Raw genomic sequence first — 16671 nt, forward strand, 5'->3', positions numbered from 1 at the left:
GCCTGTTCCCGACCGGGCCGCACCCACCCCGTGCGCCCCACAGGAGCGGGCGAGCCGCTCTCCCGGGCTCGGAACGGGCCGGGGAGACCCCAGGCACCCGGCGAACCCGGGAGCCGGACCGACGGAGGAGCACACGTGACCGTGGAGAGCACTGCCGCGCGCAAGGCGCGACGCAGCGCCGGAGGCAAGGCCGGCGCCACCGGCACCGAGCCGGCCGGCTCGGCCGGCGAGGCCGGCGCGGGCGCCGACCCGGCGGACAAGGGTACCGGCACCGCGGGGGCGAAGCGCACCGCGAGCACCGGGCGCACCACTCGCGCCGGCAAGACCGCCGGTACCGCCGGTACCACCCGCGCCACCGGGACCTCCGGTGGCAAACGCGCCGCGTCGAAGCCGCGCGCCGCCAAGAAGGCCGCCGGGAAGCCCGCCGCGAGCACGGCCGCCGACGAGCACGACCTCGTCCAGCTGCTGACGCCCGAGGGCGAGCGGGTGGAGAACGCCGAGTACGACCCGTACGTCGCCGACCTCACCCCCGAGGACCTGCGCGGCCTGTACCGGGACATGGTCCTCACCCGCCGCTTCGACGCCGAGGCCACCTCGTTGCAGCGCCAGGGCGAGCTGGGCCTGTGGGCGTCGCTGCTCGGCCAGGAGGCCGCCCAGATCGGCTCCGGCCGCGCCACCCGCCCGGACGACTACGTGTTCCCGACCTACCGTGAGCACGGCGTCGCCTGGTGCCGCGGGGTCGACCCGACCAACCTGCTCGGCATGTTCCGCGGCGTGAACAACGGCGGCTGGGACCCGAACAGCAACAACTTCCACCTCTACACGATCGTCATCGGCTCGCAGACGCTGCACGCCACCGGCTACGCCATGGGCATCGCCAAGGACGGCGCCGACGCGGCCGTGATCGCCTACTTCGGGGACGGTGCCTCCAGCCAGGGCGACGTCGCCGAATCGTTCACCTTCTCCGCGGTCTACAACGCCCCCGTGGTGTTCTTCTGCCAGAACAACCAGTGGGCGATCTCCGAGCCGACCGAGAAGCAGACCCGTGTGCCGCTCTACCAGCGCGCCCGGGGCTACGGCTTCCCGGGCGTCCGCGTCGACGGCAACGACGTCCTTGCCTGCCTCGCGGTCACCAAGTGGGCGCTGGAGCGGGCCCGCCGGGGCGAGGGCCCCACGCTGGTCGAGGCGTTCACCTACCGCATGGGCGCTCACACCACGTCCGACGACCCCAGCCGCTACCGGCACGACGACGAGCGGGTCGCCTGGGAGGCGAAGGACCCGATCGCCCGGTTGCGCGCCCACCTCACCGCCGCAAACCACACGGACGAGGGGTTCTTCGCGGAACTCGAGGACGAGAGCGAGGCGTTGGGCAGGCGAGTGCGCGAAGCGGTCCGTGCCATGCCGGACCCGGACCATTTCGCCATCTTCGAGAACGCCTACGCGGACGGACACGCGCTGGTCGACGAGGAGCGCGCCCAGTTCGCCGCCTACCAGGCGTCGTTCGCGGACGCGGAAGGGGGCAAGTGAGATGTCCGACCAGAAGACCGAGAAGATGGCGATCGCCAAGGCGATCAACGAGTCGCTGCGGCAGGCCCTGGAGGCGGACCCCAAGGTTCTCGTCATGGGCGAGGACGTGGGCAAGCTCGGCGGCGTCTTCCGCGTCACCGACGGGCTGCAGAAGGACTTCGGCGAGGAGCGGGTCATCGACACCCCGCTCGCCGAGTCCGGCATCGTCGGCACCGCGATCGGCCTCGCCCTGCGCGGCTACCGCCCGGTGGTGGAGATCCAGTTCGACGGCTTCGTCTTCCCCGCGTACGACCAGATCGTCACGCAGCTCGCGAAGATGTACGCCCGCTCGCTGGGCAAGGTCAAACTGCCGGTCGTCGTCCGCATCCCCTACGGCGGCGGCATCGGCGCGGTGGAGCACCACTCGGAGTCTCCCGAGGCGCTGTTCGCGCACGTGGCGGGCCTGAAGGTGGTCTCCCCGTCGAACGCCTCGGACGCCTACTGGATGATGCAGCAGGCCATCCAGAGCGACGACCCGGTGATCTTCTTCGAGCCCAAGCGGCGCTACTGGGACAAGGGCGAGGTCAACACCGAGTCGATCCCGGGCCCGCTGCACAGGGCCCGGGTGGTCCGCGAGGGCACGGACGTGACGCTGGTGGCCTACGGCCCGATGGTCAAGCTGTGCCTGGAGGTGGCCGACGCCGCCGCGGAGGAGGGCAGGTCCCTGGAGGTCCTGGACCTGCGGTCGATCTCTCCGCTCGACTTCGACTCCGTGCAGGCCTCGGTGGAGAAGACCCGCCGCCTGGTCGTGGTCCACGAGGCGCCGGTGTTCCTCGGCTCCGGCGCGGAGATCGCCGCCCGCATCACCGAGCGGTGCTTCTACCACCTGGAGGCCCCCGTGCTCAGGGTCGGCGGCTACCACGCCCCCTACCCGCCGGCCCGCCTGGAGGAGTCCTACCTCCCGGATCTGGACCGGGTGCTGGACGCCGTCGACCGCTCGCTGGCGTACTGAGAGAAGAGGGTCGTGACGACGATGACTGACGCGTCCGTACGCGAGTTCAAGATGCCGGACGTCGGCGAGGGACTCACCGAGGCCGAGATCCTCAAGTGGTACGTCCAGCCCGGCGACACGGTCAGCGACGGCCAGGTGGTGTGCGAGGTCGAGACGGCCAAGGCCGCCGTCGAGCTGCCCATCCCCTACGACGGGGTGGTGCGCGAGCTGCGCTTCCCCGAGGGCACCACCGTCGACGTGGGCACACCGATCATCGCGGTGTCGGTGGCCGGCGCCGCCGCCGAGCAGGCGCCCGTCCGAGAGGAGGCGCCCGAGGCGACCCCGGCCGCCGCGGAGGAGCCCGCCGCGCCGAGCGTCCGCACGCCGGTCCTGGTGGGCTACGGCGTCGCCGAGTCCGCCACCCGCCGCCGCCCCCGCAAGCCCCAGCCGGGAGGGCCGCCGGCCGCCCCGGCCGAGGAGACGCTCTACGCGGCGACCGCGCTGCGGGAGGCGGTCCCCGGGCCGGAGGCCGGGCAGCCGGCCGCGGAACCGGAGCCGCCCGCGCTCAACGGACACGGCGGGCGGCGCCCGCTGGCCAAGCCCCCGGTGCGCAAGCTCGCCAGGGACCTGGGCGTGGACCTGGCGGCGGTGACACCCTCGGGCCCCGACGGCGTCATCACCCGCGAGGACGTTCACAAGGCGGCGGCCCCGACACCCGTCGAGGCGCCGACCAGGGCCCCGGCCGCCGCGCAGGCCACCGTCCCGCAGGCCGCCCCCCAGGCGGCACCGCCCGCCCCGGCCGTCTCGTACGACGCCGCGCGGGAGACCCGCGTCCCCGTCAAGGGCGTCCGCAAGGCCACGGCGGCGGCGATGGTCGGCTCCGCGTTCACGGCACCGCACGTCACGGAGTTCGTGACGGTCGACGTGACGCGGACGATGAAACTGGTCGAGGAGCTCAAGGCGTCCCCCGCTGAGTACGGGCTGGAGGGCCTGCGGGTCAACCCGCTCCTGCTGATCGCCAAGGCCCTGCTGGTCGCCGTCCGGCGCCACCCGGAGATCAACGCGTCCTGGGACGAGGCCAACCAGGAGATCGTGGTCAAGCACTACGTCAACCTGGGCATCGCGGCCGCCACCCCACGGGGACTGATCGTGCCGAACATCAAGGACGCGCACGCCCAGACGCTGCCGCAGCTGGCCGCGTCCCTCGGCGAACTGGTGGCCACCGCCCGCGAGGGGAAGACCTCCCCGGCGGCCATGCAGGGCGGTACGGTGACCATCACCAACGTCGGCGTCTTCGGTGTCGACACCGGAACACCGCTGCTCAACCCCGGGGAGTCCGCGATCCTGGCGGTCGGCGCGATCAAGCTCCAGCCGTGGGTCCACAAGGGCAAGGTGAAGCCGCGCCAGGTCACCACCCTCGCCCTGAGCTTCGACCACCGGCTGGTCGACGGCGAACTGGGCTCCAAGGTCCTGGCCGACGTCGCCGCGGTCCTGGAGCGCCCGAAGAGGCTGATCACCTGGGGGTGACCGGCCGGGCACGGTAGGCCGCCGAAAGGCGGAAGGAGCGCCGCATGTGGGAGATGCGACGCTCCTTCCGCCGTTTCCGGCCGCGGTACGGCCGCCCGTCAGGGCCGGCCGAGCACGTACACCGGCGCCCCCTGTGCATGGCGGACCGACCACCACGTGCGTACCGGGGACTCCTCGGGTGGCGAGGCGGCCGGACAGCGGGAAGGGGCCCGCCGGGCGAAGCCGGCGAGCCCCTTCCCGGTGGCGGCCCGGGTGGGGCCGCCGTCCGCCGGATCAGACGGCGAAGCCGTAGTTCAGCAGCTTCTTCGCGTCGGCGGTGCGGTTGGCGACGGAGGAGGACGCCAGGACCGTGCCGATGACCGTCTTGCCGTTCCGGGTCGCGGCGAAGACCAGGCAGTACTTGGCCTCCGGGCCCGAGCCCGTCTTGACGCCGATGGTGCCGCTGTAGCCGCTGAGCAGCGGGTTGGTGTTGCTCCAGTTCATGTAGCGGTAGCCGCCGCTCTTGGTGGTCACCTTCTGCTTGGTGGACTTGGTCTTGACCACCGAGCGGAACGTGGAGTTCTTGAGCGCGTTGCTCGCGAGCTTGGTCAGGTCGCGCGGCGTGGAGTAGTTGTTGCCGCTGCCGATGCCGTCGAACGAGTCGAAGTGCGTGTTGGTCAGGCCGAGACTCCTGGCGGTCGAGTTCATCTTGGAGAGGAACGACTTCACCCGCGCCGAACGGGACGAGCCGGAGCCGAACTTGTCGGCGAGCGCGTAGGCCGCGTCACAACCCGAGGGCAGCATCAGCCCGTACAGGAGCTGACGGACGGTCACCTTGTCGCCGACGATGAGGTGGGCGGAGGAGGCGTTGTTGCGGACGATGTAGTCGCTGTACGCCTTCTGGATCGTGACCTTGGAGTCCAGGTTCAGGTGGGACTGGGACAGCACCACCTTCGCCGTCATGATCTTCGTGGTGGAGCCGGTCGACAGCCGGGTGTCGGCCTTCTTGGTGTACAGGGACTTGCCGGTTCCGTTGTTCATCACGAACCCGCCCTTGGCGGTGATCGTGGGCTTGGTGACGGCCTGCGCGGGAGCCGCGGTGAGGGCTCCGGTGGTCAGCACGGCGCCGGTGGTGACCACGGCGGCGGCGGCCCTGCGGAGCCGAGCGCCCCTAATAGCGGTAATCAACGTGAACGCTCCGATTGCGTCGTCTTGCACCGCTGTGCGTCGCATGTCCTGCGTCCGCACTCTGATGCGATGAAATGCCCCTGGAGGGCGGCGAGATGAAACTGCCGCCACTTCGTCAGACTTGTAAGTAGCACAAAAGGATGTGCTGTTGTCGAGGTGTGCCTCACACCGGTCCGGCGGGCGTCCACACTCCGGACGCCGGACCGCATGCGTACGTGTTGTATCTATGCTGTGCGCATGTCTTCGCCGCCCGCCCGTACCGCCCCCGACGCGCCACCCACCCATCCCACGCCCACCCTGCCCGGCAAGCGGCCCCCGGCCGCCGACCGGGTGTACGCGCACGTCAAGCAGGGTGTGCTGGAGCGCCGCTACGAGGGTGGGACGCTGCTGACCGAGGGCGGCCTGGCCGAGGAGGCCGGCGTCTCGCGCACCCCCGTGCGGGAGGCGCTGCTCCGTCTGGAGGCGGAGGGCCTGCTGCGGCTCTACCCGAAGAAGGGCGCCCTCGTCCTGCCCGTCTCCGCCCAGGAGATCGCGGACGTCGTCGAGACCCGGCAGCTCGTCGAGGCGCACGCGGCCCGCAAGGCGGTGCCCGCGCCGCCCGCGCTCCTCGCCCGGCTGGAGGAACTGCTCGCCCGGCAGGAGGAGCAGGTCGCCGCCGGAGAGCTGGCCGAGGCAGCGGTCACCGACCGCTGCTTCCACGCCGAGATCGTGCGCAGCGGCGGCAACGAGATCCTCTCCCGTCTCTACGACCAGCTCCGCGACCGCCAGCTCCGCATGGGCGTCGCCGCCATGCACGCCCACCCCGAGCGGGTCACCAGGACGCTCACCGAACACGGGCAGATCCTCGAAGCGCTGCGCGACGGCGACGCCGAACAGGTCGTCGAACTGCTGCACGACCACGTCAGCTGGTTCTCCCACCTGGCCCGGGGAGAGGTCCGATGAGCGCGGCCTCCACCCCGTCCGTCCGCCTGCCCGGGGACCCGCCCGGCGGCCGGCGGGCGATCGCCGTCTGGTCGATCGGCGTCTGTGTCTACTTCGTCGCCGTCATCTTCCGTACGTCCCTGGGCGTGGCCGGACTGGACGCGGCGGACCGGTTCCATGTGAACGCCTCGGCGCTCTCCACGTTCTCGATCCTGCAGCTCCTGGTCTACGCGGGCATGCAGATCCCCGTCGGCCTGCTGGTCGACCGGCTCGGCACCAAGAAGGTGCTGACGATCGGCGTCGTGCTGTTCACCGCGGGGCAGCTCGGCTTCGCGTTCTCGCCGTCGTACGGCACCGCGCTCGCCTCCCGGGCGCTGCTGGGCTGCGGCGATGCGCTGACCTTCATCAGCGTGCTGCGTCTGGGCACCCGCTGGTTCCCGGCCCGGCGCGGCCCGATGGTCGCGCAGCTCGCCGGGCTGGCCGGCATGGCGGGCAACCTGGTCTCCACCCTGGTCATCGCCCGGCTCCTGCACGGTCTGGGCTGGACGGCGGCCTTCGCGGGCAGCGCGCTCGCCGGCGCCGTCGTCCTCGTCCTGCTGGTGCTCTTCCTCGAGGACCACCCCGAGGGCCACGCGCCGCAGCCCGTCCCGCACCAGGGCGCGGCCTACGTGCGCCGGCAGATCGCGGCGTCCTGGCGGGAGCCCGGCACCCGGCTCGGCATGTGGGTGCACTTCACCACGCAGTTCCCGGCGATGGTGTTCCTGCTGCTGTGGGGGCTGCCGTTCCTCGTCGAGGCGCAGGGGCTGTCCCGGGCGACGGCCGGGGAGCTGCTGACCCTGGTGGTGCTGTCCAACATGGCCGTCGGACTGGTGTACGGGCAGCTCGTGGCCCGGCGCAACGCGGCCCGGCTGCCGCTGGCGCTCGGCACGGTGGGCGCGACGGCCCTGCTGTGGGCGGCCACGCTGTCGTACCCGGGCGACAGGGCGCCGATGTGGCTGCTGATCGCGCTCTGCGTGGTGCTGGGCGCGTGCGGACCGGCGTCGATGATCGGCTTCGACTTCGCCCGGCCCGCCAACCCGGCCGAACGTCAGGGCACGGCCTCCGGTATCACCAACATGGGCGGTTTCGTCGCCTCGATGACGACACTGTTCGCGATCGGCGTGCTGCTGGACGCGACCGGGAACGACTACTCACTGGCGTTCTCCGCGGTGTTCGTCCTCCAGGCGCTCGGCATCAGCCAGATCCTGCGGCTGCGCGGACGCGTGGCGGTGCGCGAGCGGGAGCGGCTGGTGGCGAGCCGGGTGCAGACCGTGCACGTGCCGGTCGCCGCCGGCGGACCGGGGAAGGGCGTCTCGTAGGCCCGCGGGCGTCGCACGGTCCGGTGGGCGGAGGGCTGCGTCGCCGGGAGCACGCGTGCCCCCGGTCGCTCTCCCTCCGCCGGCGGTTCCGCCCTGTTCCCTCCGGTGTCACGTCGCCCGGTTCCGCCGGGTGACGCTACGGCGTGACCGTGAACTCCCGCAGGATGGCCGCCGTCAGCTCCGGGTCGCCCTCCGCCTTGATGCGGTCGGCGACCGCGTCCGCCGTGACCCTGCCGCAGGCCAGCCGCACGTACGTCTCCCAGTCCAGCGTCAGGCTGACCACCGGGCCCAGCGAGGGCGCGCCGTCTATCGACCCGCGCCCCTCCTCGTCCACCCGGACCGTGCGCAGGAACTCGATCGGGCCGTGCACGTCGATGACGACCGCGGAGCCGGGCGGCAGCCCCGCGTCCTTGGCGACCACCTTCGGCAGCCGGGCGAGCAGCAGGTCCCGGGCGATCTGGGCGCCCGGGGAGTCGAGGTTCCCGGGACGGCCGAGGGCGGCGCGCAGGTCCTGTTCGTGCACCCACACGTCGAAGGCCCGGTGGTGCATGGCTTCCTCCAGCGTCGGCTCGGTGCCGAGGGGGCCGCGCACCTTCGTGCCGGGATCGCGCGATTCGTTCCGTAGCTGGCGGTTGCGGCGGATGATCGTGTACTCCAGCTCGGAGGTCATCTCCGGGCCGGTGTGGTGCCGGCGGACGTCGACCTGCATCTCCATGTACCGCTGGTGCTCGTTGGTGACGTGGAAGAGGTCGCGCGGGAGGGTGTGGATCGGCCGCGGGTCGCCGAGCATCTCGCACTCCATCCCTATGACGTGCGAGACGACGTCGCGGACCGACCAGGCCGGGCACGGGGTCCGCCGGTTCCACTCGCCTTCCACGAGCGGCTGCACCAGCTCGGATATCGCGTCGATCGAGTGGGTCCAGGCGTCGGCGTAGGGCTGGAGGGTGGGATGCAGACTCACGGAACGGGACCCCTCGGGCGGTCGGTGCGCGGGCAGTTGTGGCGGCGGCGGTCGCCGACGGCGTTGTCGGTGGACGGAATGCTTCTGCGGTGGCCCCCAGCGTCGTGTCAACGTCTGTCAGCGGGTGTCCAGGACCGTTAAGTTACGCTGCTGTGGGGTACCCCGGCAGTGCTTTCGTGTGACGATCGTAGGCCCGGACGGACGGGTCGAATGCCAGGACGGTGGTAGTGTGCGCGCCTCCCTCATCCAGATCGGCGTAGACGAGGACGAATCGGTCGAAGCGCGCCGCGCCCGCGCCGCCTGTCTCGTACGGGAACAGGCGGGTGCCGATCTGGTCGTGCTGCCCGAGCTGTGGACCACGGGAGCCTTCGCCTACGAGGCGTTCGCCGCCGAGGCGGAACCGCTGCGCGGTCCGACGTACGAGGCGATGGCCCGGGCGGCGCGCGACGCGGGCGTCTGGCTGCACGCCGGCTCGATCCCCGAGCGGGGCGCGGCGCAGCCCGCCGGGAGCCCGGCCGCCAAGAGCCCGGCCGCCGAAGGCCGGCTGTACAACACGTCACTTGTCCTCTCCCCCTCCGGCGAGCTCGCCGCCGCCTATCGCAAGATCCACCGGTTCGGCTTCGACAAGGGCGAGGTCGTCCTGATGGGAGCGGGCGACACGCTGGTGACCGTGACCCTGCCGGAGACCACGATCGGCGTGGCCACCTGCTACGACCTGCGCTTCCCCGAACTGTTCCGCGGGCTCGTCGACGCCGGCGCCGAGACGCTTGTGATCCCGGCGGGCTGGCCGGAGCGCCGCCGCTCCCACTGGACGCTGCTGGCGCAGGCCCGCGCGGTCGAGAACCAGTCCTTCGTCCTCGCCTGCGGAACGGCCGGGACGCACGCCGGGGTTCCCCAGGCGGGTCACTCGATCGTGGTGGACCCCTGGGGCGAGGTCCTGGCCGAGGCAGGCCCGGACGAGGAGGTCCTCACGGTCGAGTTCGACCCGGCGAGGGTGGCGAGGACGAGGGACCAGTTCCCGGCCCTGAAGGACCGAGTCCTCGGCCTGACCCCACCGGCCGCCTGACCCCGCCGGCCGCCTGACCCGCCGGCCGCCCGGCCCCGCCGGCCGCCGGCCCGCGGGGAGGCGACCGGGAAAGGCTCTCAGTCCTCCCCGACCCCGACTCCGACCCCGCTCCCCTCCCGCTCCTTCTCCGCGAGGTGGATCACGCACACCGCCACCGCGATCAGCAGCGCCGGGTCCGCGTCGTCACGGACGATGTCCACGCCGTACGTCTCCCGGATGTGCAGCCACCGCCGGGAGATCACCGCCAGCAGCTCCCCGTCGTACTCGACGGCGAACTCCCGGTCGAGGATCTTGCCGCTGACGTCCAGCTCGGTCCCGTCGGCCAGCGTGACGCGGTAGTGGTTGCGCAGCAGCGACAGCCGTTTGCGGCGGATCGTGGCGAGCGGTTCGCCGGCCCGCTCGATCACCATCGTGTCGCGCAGCGCGAACATCTTCCGGTGGATGTCGATGAGGACGTTGCCGCCGGTGTCCTTCAGCTCGAAGGTGTCCCGCAGCCGCATCGCCTTGCCGTCGACGAGGAACGCCCTGGCGCCGTGCTCGTCCTCGATCCAGTAGTCGTCACCGATGCCGAGGAGCCGGTCGCGTACGAGGAATCTCATACCCGTACGGCTTCCCCGGCGTCCCGCTCCGGAAAGCCGCCAGTGGGCGGACGGACCGGACCCCGCCCCGGGCGCCGTGTCCGGGTGCGACGGACGTCCACAGCCGGGCGTCTTTCGGACGCGAGGTTATCCACAGGCCCGGAGGCTTTCCGCGCGGTCGTGCCACCCTTGACGCATGAGTGAGAGCACATCCCGACGCGTCCGTGTCCGCGCCCCCGAGCTGGTGGGAAAGGGCGGCTGGCTGAACACGGGCGACACCCAGTACACCCTCGCCGACCTGCGCGGTCGCATAGTGATCCTTGATTTCTGGACCTTCTGCTGCATCAACTGCCTGCACGTCCTGGACGAGCTGCGGGAGTTGGAGGAGAAGCACCGGGACACGGTGGTGATCATCGGGGTGCACTCGCCGAAGTTCGTGCACGAGGCGGAGCACCGGGCGGTGGTGGACGCCGTCGAGCGGTACGGAGTGGAGCACCCGGTGCTCGACGATCCGGAGCTGACCACCTGGAAGCAGTACGCGGTGCGGGCCTGGCCCACGCTGGTGGTGATCGACCCCGAGGGGTACGTGGTCGCCCAGCACGCGGGTGAGGGACACGCGCACGCGATCGAGAAGCTGGTAGAGGAGTTGGAGGCCGAGCACGAGGCCAAGGGCACCCTGCGCCGGGGGGACGGGCCGTACGTGGCGCCCGAGCCGGAGCCCACCACGCTCCGCTTCCCCGGCAAGGCGGTGCTGCTGCCCTCGGGGAACTTCCTGGTCAGCGACACCACCCGGCATCAGCTCGTGGAGCTGGCGGCGGACGGCGAGAGCGTGGTGCGGCGCATCGGCAACGGCGCGCGCGGCTTCGCGGACGGTCCGGCCGGGGCGGCGGCGTTCAACGAGCCGCAGGGCCTGGCGCTGCTGGACGACGGCGCGGTGGTCGTCGCCGACACCGTCAACCACGCGCTGCGCCGCCTGGACGTGGCCACCGGCGAGGTGACGACGCTCGCGGGCACCGGACGGCAGTGGTGGCAGGGCTCGCCCTCCTCCGGTCCGGCGCGCGAGGTGGACCTGTCCTCGCCGTGGGACGTGGCCGTGTTCGGCGGCCGGGTGTGGATCGCGATGGCGGGCGTGCACCAGCTGTGGACGTACGACCCCGCGTCGGAAACGGTCGGGGTCGCGGCGGGGACGACGAACGAGGGGCTGGTGGACGGACCCGGCGCCGAGGCCTGGTTCGCCCAGCCCTCCGGGCTCGCCGCCACGCCCGAGCGGCTCTGGCTCGCCGACTCCGAGACCTCGGCCCTGCGTTGGGTGGACACCGAGGGCGCCGTGCACACGGCGGTCGGCACCGGTCTGTTCGACTTCGGGCACCGGGACGGGGCGGCGGAGCAGGCCCTGCTCCAGCACCCGCTGGGGGTGACCGCGCTGCCGGACGGTTCGGTGGCGGTCAGCGACACCTACAACCACGCGCTGCGCCGCTACGACCCGGCGACGGGCGAGGTCACCACGCTGGCCACGGATCTGCGTGAGCCCAGTGACGCGGTGGTCGTCGGCGGGGACATCGTGGTCGTGGAGTCGGCCCGGCACCGGCTGACCCGGCTGCGGCTGCCCGAGGAGGCGATCCGGGTGGACGCGGTGGCGCACCGCACGCGGCGGGCGGCGACGGAGGTGGCGGCGGGCGCGCTGCGCCTCGACGTGATCTTCCAGGCGCCGGCCGGTCAGAAGCTGGACACGCGCTACGGCCCCTCGACCCGGCTGCTGGTCTCCTCGACACCGCCGGAGCTGCTGCTGTCGGGCGAGGGCGCGGGCACGGATCTGGCGCGCACGCTGGAGCTGGACCCCTCCATACCCGAGGGGGTGCTGCACGTCTCGGCGATGGCCGCGTCCTGCGACGACGATGCCGCCAACGAGTACCCGGCGTGCCATGTCCACCAGCAGGACTGGGGTGTCCCGGTGCGCGTCACCGGGGACGGCGCGGACCGGCTGCCGCTGGTGCTGGCGGGGATGGACACCGCCGGGACCGGCTGAGCGCCGAGCACGGCAGGCGCGCCGGGCGCCGCGAGCGCCGAACACGGCAGGGGCGCGGCGGGCGCCCCGGGCCCGGCGGCCGTCGGACGCCGTCAGAGACCGGCGGCCGTCAGACCCCGTACCCGTCGCTGTAGCCGTCTCCGGTGTGATGGTGGTGGTGCCGTTCCTCCTCGACGACCGTCGTCGTGGGCGGCACCATGACGCGGCGGCGCCTGGCGATGCTGCTGAACGTGGTGACCCCTATCAGACCGACGATCATGAAGATGAGGCCGACGAGATCGAGGTTGACACCGTTCATGTGCCAGTCGGTCGCGAACGTGAGGATGGCCCCCACGGCGATGAGGATGATGCATCCGCCCAGGCCCATGAGATCGCCCTCCCTGTCGTGCCGGAACCTCCGGCCCTGTTCGGGTACCCCCGGCGCGCACCGGCATGCGGGACCCCGGCTCCCGTCCGCCGCGCACGGGCGGAACGGGGATTCGACGGAGGCGTTCTGAGGAAGGGTCGGTTCCTGAGGGGGAGTCGGGCTCAGCTCTCCAGGAACGCCGTCAGGGCCCTGGCCAGCAGGTAAGGGTCGGCCGCGGCGCACATCTCGCGGGCGCTGTGCATGGAGAGGATGGCGACGCCGATGTCCACGGTCCGGATGCCGTGGCGGGCGGCGGTGATGGGACCGATGGTCGTGCCGCACGGCATGGAGTTGTGCGAGACGAAGGACTGGAAGGGCACGCCGGCCTTCTCGCAGGCGGCCGCGAACACGGCACGGCCCGAACCGTCGGTGGCGTAGCGGTTGTTGGCGTTGACCTTGAGGATCGGTCCGCCGCCGGCCCGCGGGTGGTGCGTGGGGTCGTGCCGCTCGGCGTAGTTGGGGTGGACGGCGTGGCCGACGTCGGAGGAGAGGCAGACGGTGGCGGCGAGGGCGCGTGCCCGGTCCTCGTAGGAGCCGCCGCGGGCGAGCACCGAGCGCTCCAGGACGGAGCCGAGCAGGGGGCCGTCGGCGCCGGTGTCGGACTGGGAGCCGGTCTCCTCGTGGTCGAAGGCGGCGAGTACGGGGATGGAGGTGAGGTTTTCCGGCGCGGAGGCGGCGGCGGTCAGCGCGGCGAGGCCGGCGTGCACGGAGAGGAGGTTGTCCAGGCGGGGGGAGGCGAGGAGTTCCCGGTCGCGGCCGAGGTAGGCGGGCGGTTCCACGGGGTACGTCATGAGGTCCCAGCCGGTGATCTCGCCGGCGGTGAGTTCCAGTTCCTGTTCCAGGAAGGCGATGAGGTCGCCGTCGCGCACGTCGTTGCCCAGTCCCCACACGGGCTGCAGATGGCGCTGCTTGTCGAGCTGGAGGCCGTCGGAGCCGACCGAGCGGTCCAGGTGGATGGCGAGCTGGGGGACGCGCAGCAGCGGCCGGTCGACGTCGACGAGGCGGGTGGAGCCGTCGCGGAGGAAGACGCGTCCGGCCAGGCCCAGGTCGCGGTCGAGCCAGGAGTTCATCAGGGGGCCGCCGTAGATCTCGACGGCGACCTGCCGCCAGCCGTGGGCGCCGCTGTCGGGCAGCGGCTTGACCCGCAGGTTGGGGGAGTCGGTGTGGGCGCCGAGGATGCGGAAGGGGGTGTGGGGGGCGGCGCCCTCGGGGACGTACCAGGCGATCAGCGCGCCACCGCGCAGCACATAGCGGCCGCCGGTGCCGGCGGGGGACGCCGCCGGGGTCTCCGCGTCCCAGGCGTCCGTCTCGGCGACCTGCCGGAATCCGGCCTTCTCCAGCCGCTCGGCGGATGTCGCCACCGCGTGGTACGGCGACGGGCTCGCCGTCACGAAGGACATCAGGTCGTCGGTGTGGCCGCGGTCGAAGCGGGGGGATGTGCGCATGGGTTCACCTTAACGACGGCGAAGGACCCGCTCCCGGGATCGGAAGCGGGCCCTGGTGAGGACGGTGTGGAGGTCGGACAGACCGGTTCGTCGGACAGACCGGTTCGTCGGGCGGAGCGGGCGGACCGGGTGATCCACCCGCGTAGCGGACGTGGCGACCTGCTGCGGGCGGTCCGTCAGAAAGCGGACTCGTCGAGCTCCATGAGGTCCAGGTCGACGTCCGAGGCCAGCTTGCGGGCGAGCGTCACCCCGGGCAGCACCTCGGCCGCGAAGAACTTCGCTGCCGCGATCTTGCCCTGGTAGAACGGCCTGTCCTTGGCGGACGCCGTCTCCAGCTTCTCGACGGCGATGGCGGCGCCCTTGAGGAGCAGGTAGCCGACGACGACGTCACCGGAGGCGAGCAGCAGGCGGGTGGTGTTGAGGCCCACCTTGTAGATGTTCCTGGTGTCCTGCTCGGTGGCGGCCAGGTCGGCGAGCATCAGGCCGACGACCGACTCCAGCTCGACGGCGGCCTTGGCCAGGTGCGCGCGGGCGCCCGCCAGTTCCTCGCCGCCGGTGCCGAGCTCCAGGAACTTCTTGATGTCCCCGGCGAGCGAGTTCAGCGCCGCGCCCTGGTTGCGGACGATCTTGCGGAAGAAGAAGTCCTGGCCCTGGATCGCGGTGGTGCCCTCGTACAGGGTGTCGATCTTGGAGTCCCGGATGTACTGCTCGACCGGGTACTCCTGGAGGAAGCCGGAGCCGCCGTAGGTCTGCAGCGACTGGGCGAGTTGCTCGTAGGCCTTCTCGGAGCCGTAGCCCTTGACGATGGGCAGGAGCAGGTCGTTGAGGGCGTGCTCGGCGGAGGCGTCCTCGCCGCCCGCCTCCTTGACCTGGATGGCGTCCTGGACGGAGGCGGTGTACATCACCAGGGCGCGCATGCCCTCCGCGTACGCCTTCTGCGTCATGAGGGAGCGGCGGACGTCGGGGTGGTGGGTGATGGTGACCTTGGGGGCCGCCTTGTCCATGAACTGGGCGAGGTCGGGGCCCTGGACGCGCTCCTTGGCGTACTCCAGCGCGTTGAGGTAGCCGGTGGACAGCGTGGAGATCGCCTTCGTGCCGACCATCATGCGGGCGAACTCGATGATGCGGAACATCTGGCGGATGCCGTCGTGCCTGTCGCCGATCAGCCAGCCCTTGGCGGGGTGCTTGTCACCGAACGTCATCTCGCAGGTGTTGGAGACCTTCAGGCCCATCTTGTGCTCGACGTTCGTGGCGTAGACGCCGTTGCGCTCGCCGAGCTCGCCGGTCTCGAAGTCGAAGAGGTACTTCGGGACGAGGAAGAGGGAGAGGCCCTTGGTGCCGGGTCCGGCGCCCTCGGGGCGCGCGAGCACGTAGTGGAGGATGTTCTCCGACATGTCGTGCTCGCCGGAGGTGATGAAGCGCTTCACGCCCTCGATGTGCCAGGAGCCGTCCTCCTGCCGCACGGCCTTGGTGCGGCCTGCGCCGACGTCCGAGCCGGCGTCCGGCTCGGTGAGGACCATGGTGGAGCCCCACTGCCGCTCGACGGCGGTCTTCGCGATGTGCTTCTGGGTCTCGTTGCCCTCGTCGAAGAGGATGCCGGCGAAGGCCGGGCCGGAGGAGTACATCCACACGGCCGGGTTGGCGCCCAGGATGAGCTCGGCGTAGGCCCAGATCAGGGACCGCGGGGCGGTGGTGCCGCCGATCTCCTCGGGCAGGCCGAGGCGCCAGTACTCGGAGTCCATGAAGGCCTGGTAGCTCTTCTTGAAGGAGGCGGGGACCGGCGCGGTGTTGGTCTTCGGGTCGAAGACCGGGGGGTTGCGGTCGGCGTCCGCGAAGGACTCCGCCAGCTCGTTCTCGGAGAGGCGGGTCAGTTCCTCGAGGATGCTCCTGGCGGTGTCGACGTCCATCTCCGCGAACGGGCCGCTCCCGTACAGCTTGTCGCGGCCGAGCACCTCGAAGAGGTTGAACTCGATGTCGCGGAGATTCGGCTTGTAGTGGCCCATGGCGACGGCTCCGTTGCGGGATTCGGCGAGGTGCTGGCTCCTCGCGGCTGGTTCACGTACCGATAAGTAGCTCCGATGATGCTACCCGTCGGTAATAAGAATCAACCCCCGGGTCCGTGGTGTGGCCGACCCCTCTCCTTCCGTTCTCCTTCCGTTCCCCGGTTCGAGGGGTCGGGGCGCCCATTACGCTGTGGGGCATGTACGGCTACCAGAACACCGGTGCGCAGCAGTACGCCTCGCCGCAGGACATCCCCGGGCAGATGCCGGGCGGCCAGATGTCCGGTGGCCAGATGCCCGGCGGCTACGGTCAGACGCCGCCGTTGTATCCCGAGCCGTCGCCGCCCTCGCTGGCCGAGGCGGTCCGCGCGTTCACCACCGGGCAGGTGACCGCCGAGGATTTCCAGCAGATCTTCGCCACGTCCAAGGTGTACTGCCCGCGCGGCGACAACCCCGGCTTCCTCGCGCTGCACAACACCCAGCAGCCCGTCATCCCGATGTTCACCTCGCTCAAGGAGCTGCGGCGGTACGCGGGCAAGGAGTCCAAGTACTTCGTGATCACCGGCGCCGAGGTGATCGACCTGCTGCCCACCGGGTACGGCTTCGTCCTGGACATGGAGGGGGAGCACCGGATGGTGTTCGACGCGAAGTCGGTCGAGCAGATGGTGGAGTTCGCGATGCGGCGGATGTACGGATAGACGACCCCGGCGCCCCCGGCG

14 protein-coding genes are annotated in these 16671 nt (G+C 71.6%); 8 read left to right on the forward strand and 6 right to left on the reverse strand.

Annotated elements, in window-relative coordinates; all coding sequences use genetic code 11:
* The first annotated feature begins 135 nt into the window (after nt 1-135).
* From pdhA to QFZ64_RS18155, 3 genes are read left to right on the forward strand one after another with little or no spacing between them, the layout of a single operon-like run.
* Complete coding sequence (pdhA, locus tag QFZ64_RS18145) at nt 136-1527, forward strand: pyruvate dehydrogenase (acetyl-transferring) E1 component subunit alpha (RefSeq protein WP_307066994.1); 1392 nt, start codon at nt 136-138, stop codon at nt 1525-1527.
* A gap of 1 nt (nt 1528) precedes the next feature.
* On the forward strand, nt 1529-2518 hold the full coding sequence (locus QFZ64_RS18150; protein ID WP_307066996.1) for an alpha-ketoacid dehydrogenase subunit beta: 990 nt from the start codon (nt 1529-1531) through the stop codon (nt 2516-2518).
* Between the two features lie 12 nt (nt 2519-2530).
* Nucleotides 2531-4024 carry a dihydrolipoamide acetyltransferase family protein gene (locus QFZ64_RS18155; RefSeq protein ID WP_307066998.1) on the forward strand — a complete coding sequence of 498 codons (1494 nt, stop codon included), beginning with the start codon at nt 2531-2533 and terminating at the stop codon, nt 4022-4024.
* 273 nt (nt 4025-4297) lie between these two features.
* On the opposite strand, the gene QFZ64_RS18160 is transcribed toward QFZ64_RS18155, so the two are convergent.
* A complete protein-coding gene (locus QFZ64_RS18160) occupies nt 4298-5236 on the reverse strand; it encodes a D-alanyl-D-alanine carboxypeptidase family protein (RefSeq protein WP_373430626.1) in 939 nt (312 codons plus the stop codon).
* A gap of 192 nt (nt 5237-5428) precedes the next feature.
* Here QFZ64_RS18160 and QFZ64_RS18165 point away from each other — a divergent pair, with 192 nt between their 5' ends.
* Together QFZ64_RS18165 and QFZ64_RS18170 are read left to right on the forward strand one after the other, a co-directional pair.
* Nucleotides 5429-6133 carry a GntR family transcriptional regulator gene (locus tag QFZ64_RS18165; RefSeq protein ID WP_307067003.1) on the forward strand — a complete coding sequence of 235 codons (705 nt, stop codon included), beginning with the start codon at nt 5429-5431 and terminating at the stop codon, nt 6131-6133.
* Nucleotides 6130-7470 (forward strand): nitrate/nitrite transporter, encoded by a 1341-nt coding sequence (locus QFZ64_RS18170; protein ID WP_307067005.1) that lies wholly within the window; start codon nt 6130-6132, stop codon nt 7468-7470. The genes QFZ64_RS18165 and QFZ64_RS18170 overlap by 4 nt, the downstream gene beginning before the upstream one ends.
* A gap of 136 nt (nt 7471-7606) precedes the next feature.
* Here the strand turns inward: QFZ64_RS18170 and QFZ64_RS18175 are convergent, their stop codons facing one another.
* The gene (locus tag QFZ64_RS18175) at nt 7607-8431 is read right to left on the reverse strand and encodes a maleylpyruvate isomerase family mycothiol-dependent enzyme (RefSeq protein WP_307067007.1); all 825 of its coding nucleotides are present in this window, start codon (nt 8429-8431) and stop codon (nt 7607-7609) included.
* A 229-nt stretch (nt 8432-8660) separates the two neighbouring features.
* Here QFZ64_RS18175 and QFZ64_RS18180 point away from each other — a divergent pair, with 229 nt between their 5' ends.
* Nucleotides 8661-9497 carry a carbon-nitrogen family hydrolase gene (locus tag QFZ64_RS18180; protein ID WP_307067009.1) on the forward strand — a complete coding sequence of 279 codons (837 nt, stop codon included), beginning with the start codon at nt 8661-8663 and terminating at the stop codon, nt 9495-9497.
* A 77-nt stretch (nt 9498-9574) separates the two neighbouring features.
* Here the strand turns inward: QFZ64_RS18180 and QFZ64_RS18185 are convergent, their stop codons facing one another.
* Entirely contained in the window at nt 9575-10096 is a 522-nt protein-coding gene (locus tag QFZ64_RS18185) for an LURP-one-related/scramblase family protein (RefSeq protein ID WP_307067011.1), read from the reverse strand.
* Between the two features lie 175 nt (nt 10097-10271).
* On the opposite strand from QFZ64_RS18185, the gene QFZ64_RS18190 reads away from it, so the two are divergent.
* Nucleotides 10272-12101 carry an NHL domain-containing thioredoxin family protein gene (locus tag QFZ64_RS18190; protein WP_307067013.1) on the forward strand — a complete coding sequence of 610 codons (1830 nt, stop codon included), beginning with the start codon at nt 10272-10274 and terminating at the stop codon, nt 12099-12101.
* A 109-nt stretch (nt 12102-12210) separates the two neighbouring features.
* Here QFZ64_RS18190 and QFZ64_RS18195 read toward each other — a convergent pair whose 3' ends face one another.
* The 3 genes from QFZ64_RS18195 to QFZ64_RS18205 form a co-directional block, all read right to left on the reverse strand.
* A complete protein-coding gene (locus QFZ64_RS18195) occupies nt 12211-12468 on the reverse strand; it encodes a DUF6458 family protein (protein ID WP_030376873.1) in 258 nt (85 codons plus the stop codon).
* 161 nt (nt 12469-12629) lie between these two features.
* Nucleotides 12630-13952 (reverse strand): M18 family aminopeptidase, encoded by a 1323-nt coding sequence (locus tag QFZ64_RS18200; protein ID WP_307067017.1) that lies wholly within the window; start codon nt 13950-13952, stop codon nt 12630-12632.
* Nucleotides 13953-14128: 176 nt separating this feature from the next.
* Nucleotides 14129-15955, reverse strand: coding sequence for an acyl-CoA dehydrogenase (locus QFZ64_RS18205; RefSeq protein ID WP_307067019.1), 1827 nt, complete (start codon nt 15953-15955; stop codon nt 14129-14131).
* Between the two features lie 197 nt (nt 15956-16152).
* Here QFZ64_RS18205 and QFZ64_RS18210 point away from each other — a divergent pair, with 197 nt between their 5' ends.
* Nucleotides 16153-16650: an SseB family protein gene (locus QFZ64_RS18210; protein WP_006138571.1), complete on the forward strand. Its 498-nt coding sequence runs from the start codon at nt 16153-16155 to the stop codon at nt 16648-16650.
* Nucleotides 16651-16671: the final 21 nt, after the last annotated feature.

Source organism: Streptomyces sp. B3I8 (genome assembly GCF_030816915.1).
Taxonomy (GTDB): domain Bacteria; phylum Actinomycetota; class Actinomycetes; order Streptomycetales; family Streptomycetaceae; genus Streptomyces.

Bases quoted from the DNA above. Each gene is read 5' to 3' on its own strand.
- QFZ64_RS18150 (WP_307066996.1), top strand. From the start codon at position 1,529: ATGTCCGACCAGAAGACCGAGAAGATGGCGATCGCCAAGGCGATCAAC.
- QFZ64_RS18160 (WP_373430626.1), bottom strand. From the start codon at position 5,236: ATGCGACGCACAGCGGTGCAAGACGACGCAATCGGAGCGTTCACGTTG.
- QFZ64_RS18165 (WP_307067003.1), top strand. From the start codon at position 5,429: ATGTCTTCGCCGCCCGCCCGTACCGCCCCCGACGCGCCACCCACCCAT.
- QFZ64_RS18170 (WP_307067005.1), top strand. From the start codon at position 6,130: ATGAGCGCGGCCTCCACCCCGTCCGTCCGCCTGCCCGGGGACCCGCCC.
- QFZ64_RS18185 (WP_307067011.1), bottom strand. From the start codon at position 10,096: ATGAGATTCCTCGTACGCGACCGGCTCCTCGGCATCGGTGACGACTAC.
- QFZ64_RS18190 (WP_307067013.1), top strand. From the start codon at position 10,272: ATGAGTGAGAGCACATCCCGACGCGTCCGTGTCCGCGCCCCCGAGCTG.
- QFZ64_RS18195 (WP_030376873.1), bottom strand. From the start codon at position 12,468: ATGGGCCTGGGCGGATGCATCATCCTCATCGCCGTGGGGGCCATCCTC.
- QFZ64_RS18200 (WP_307067017.1), bottom strand. From the start codon at position 13,952: ATGCGCACATCCCCCCGCTTCGACCGCGGCCACACCGACGACCTGATG.
- QFZ64_RS18205 (WP_307067019.1), bottom strand. From the start codon at position 15,955: ATGGGCCACTACAAGCCGAATCTCCGCGACATCGAGTTCAACCTCTTC.
- QFZ64_RS18210 (WP_006138571.1), top strand. From the start codon at position 16,153: ATGTACGGCTACCAGAACACCGGTGCGCAGCAGTACGCCTCGCCGCAG.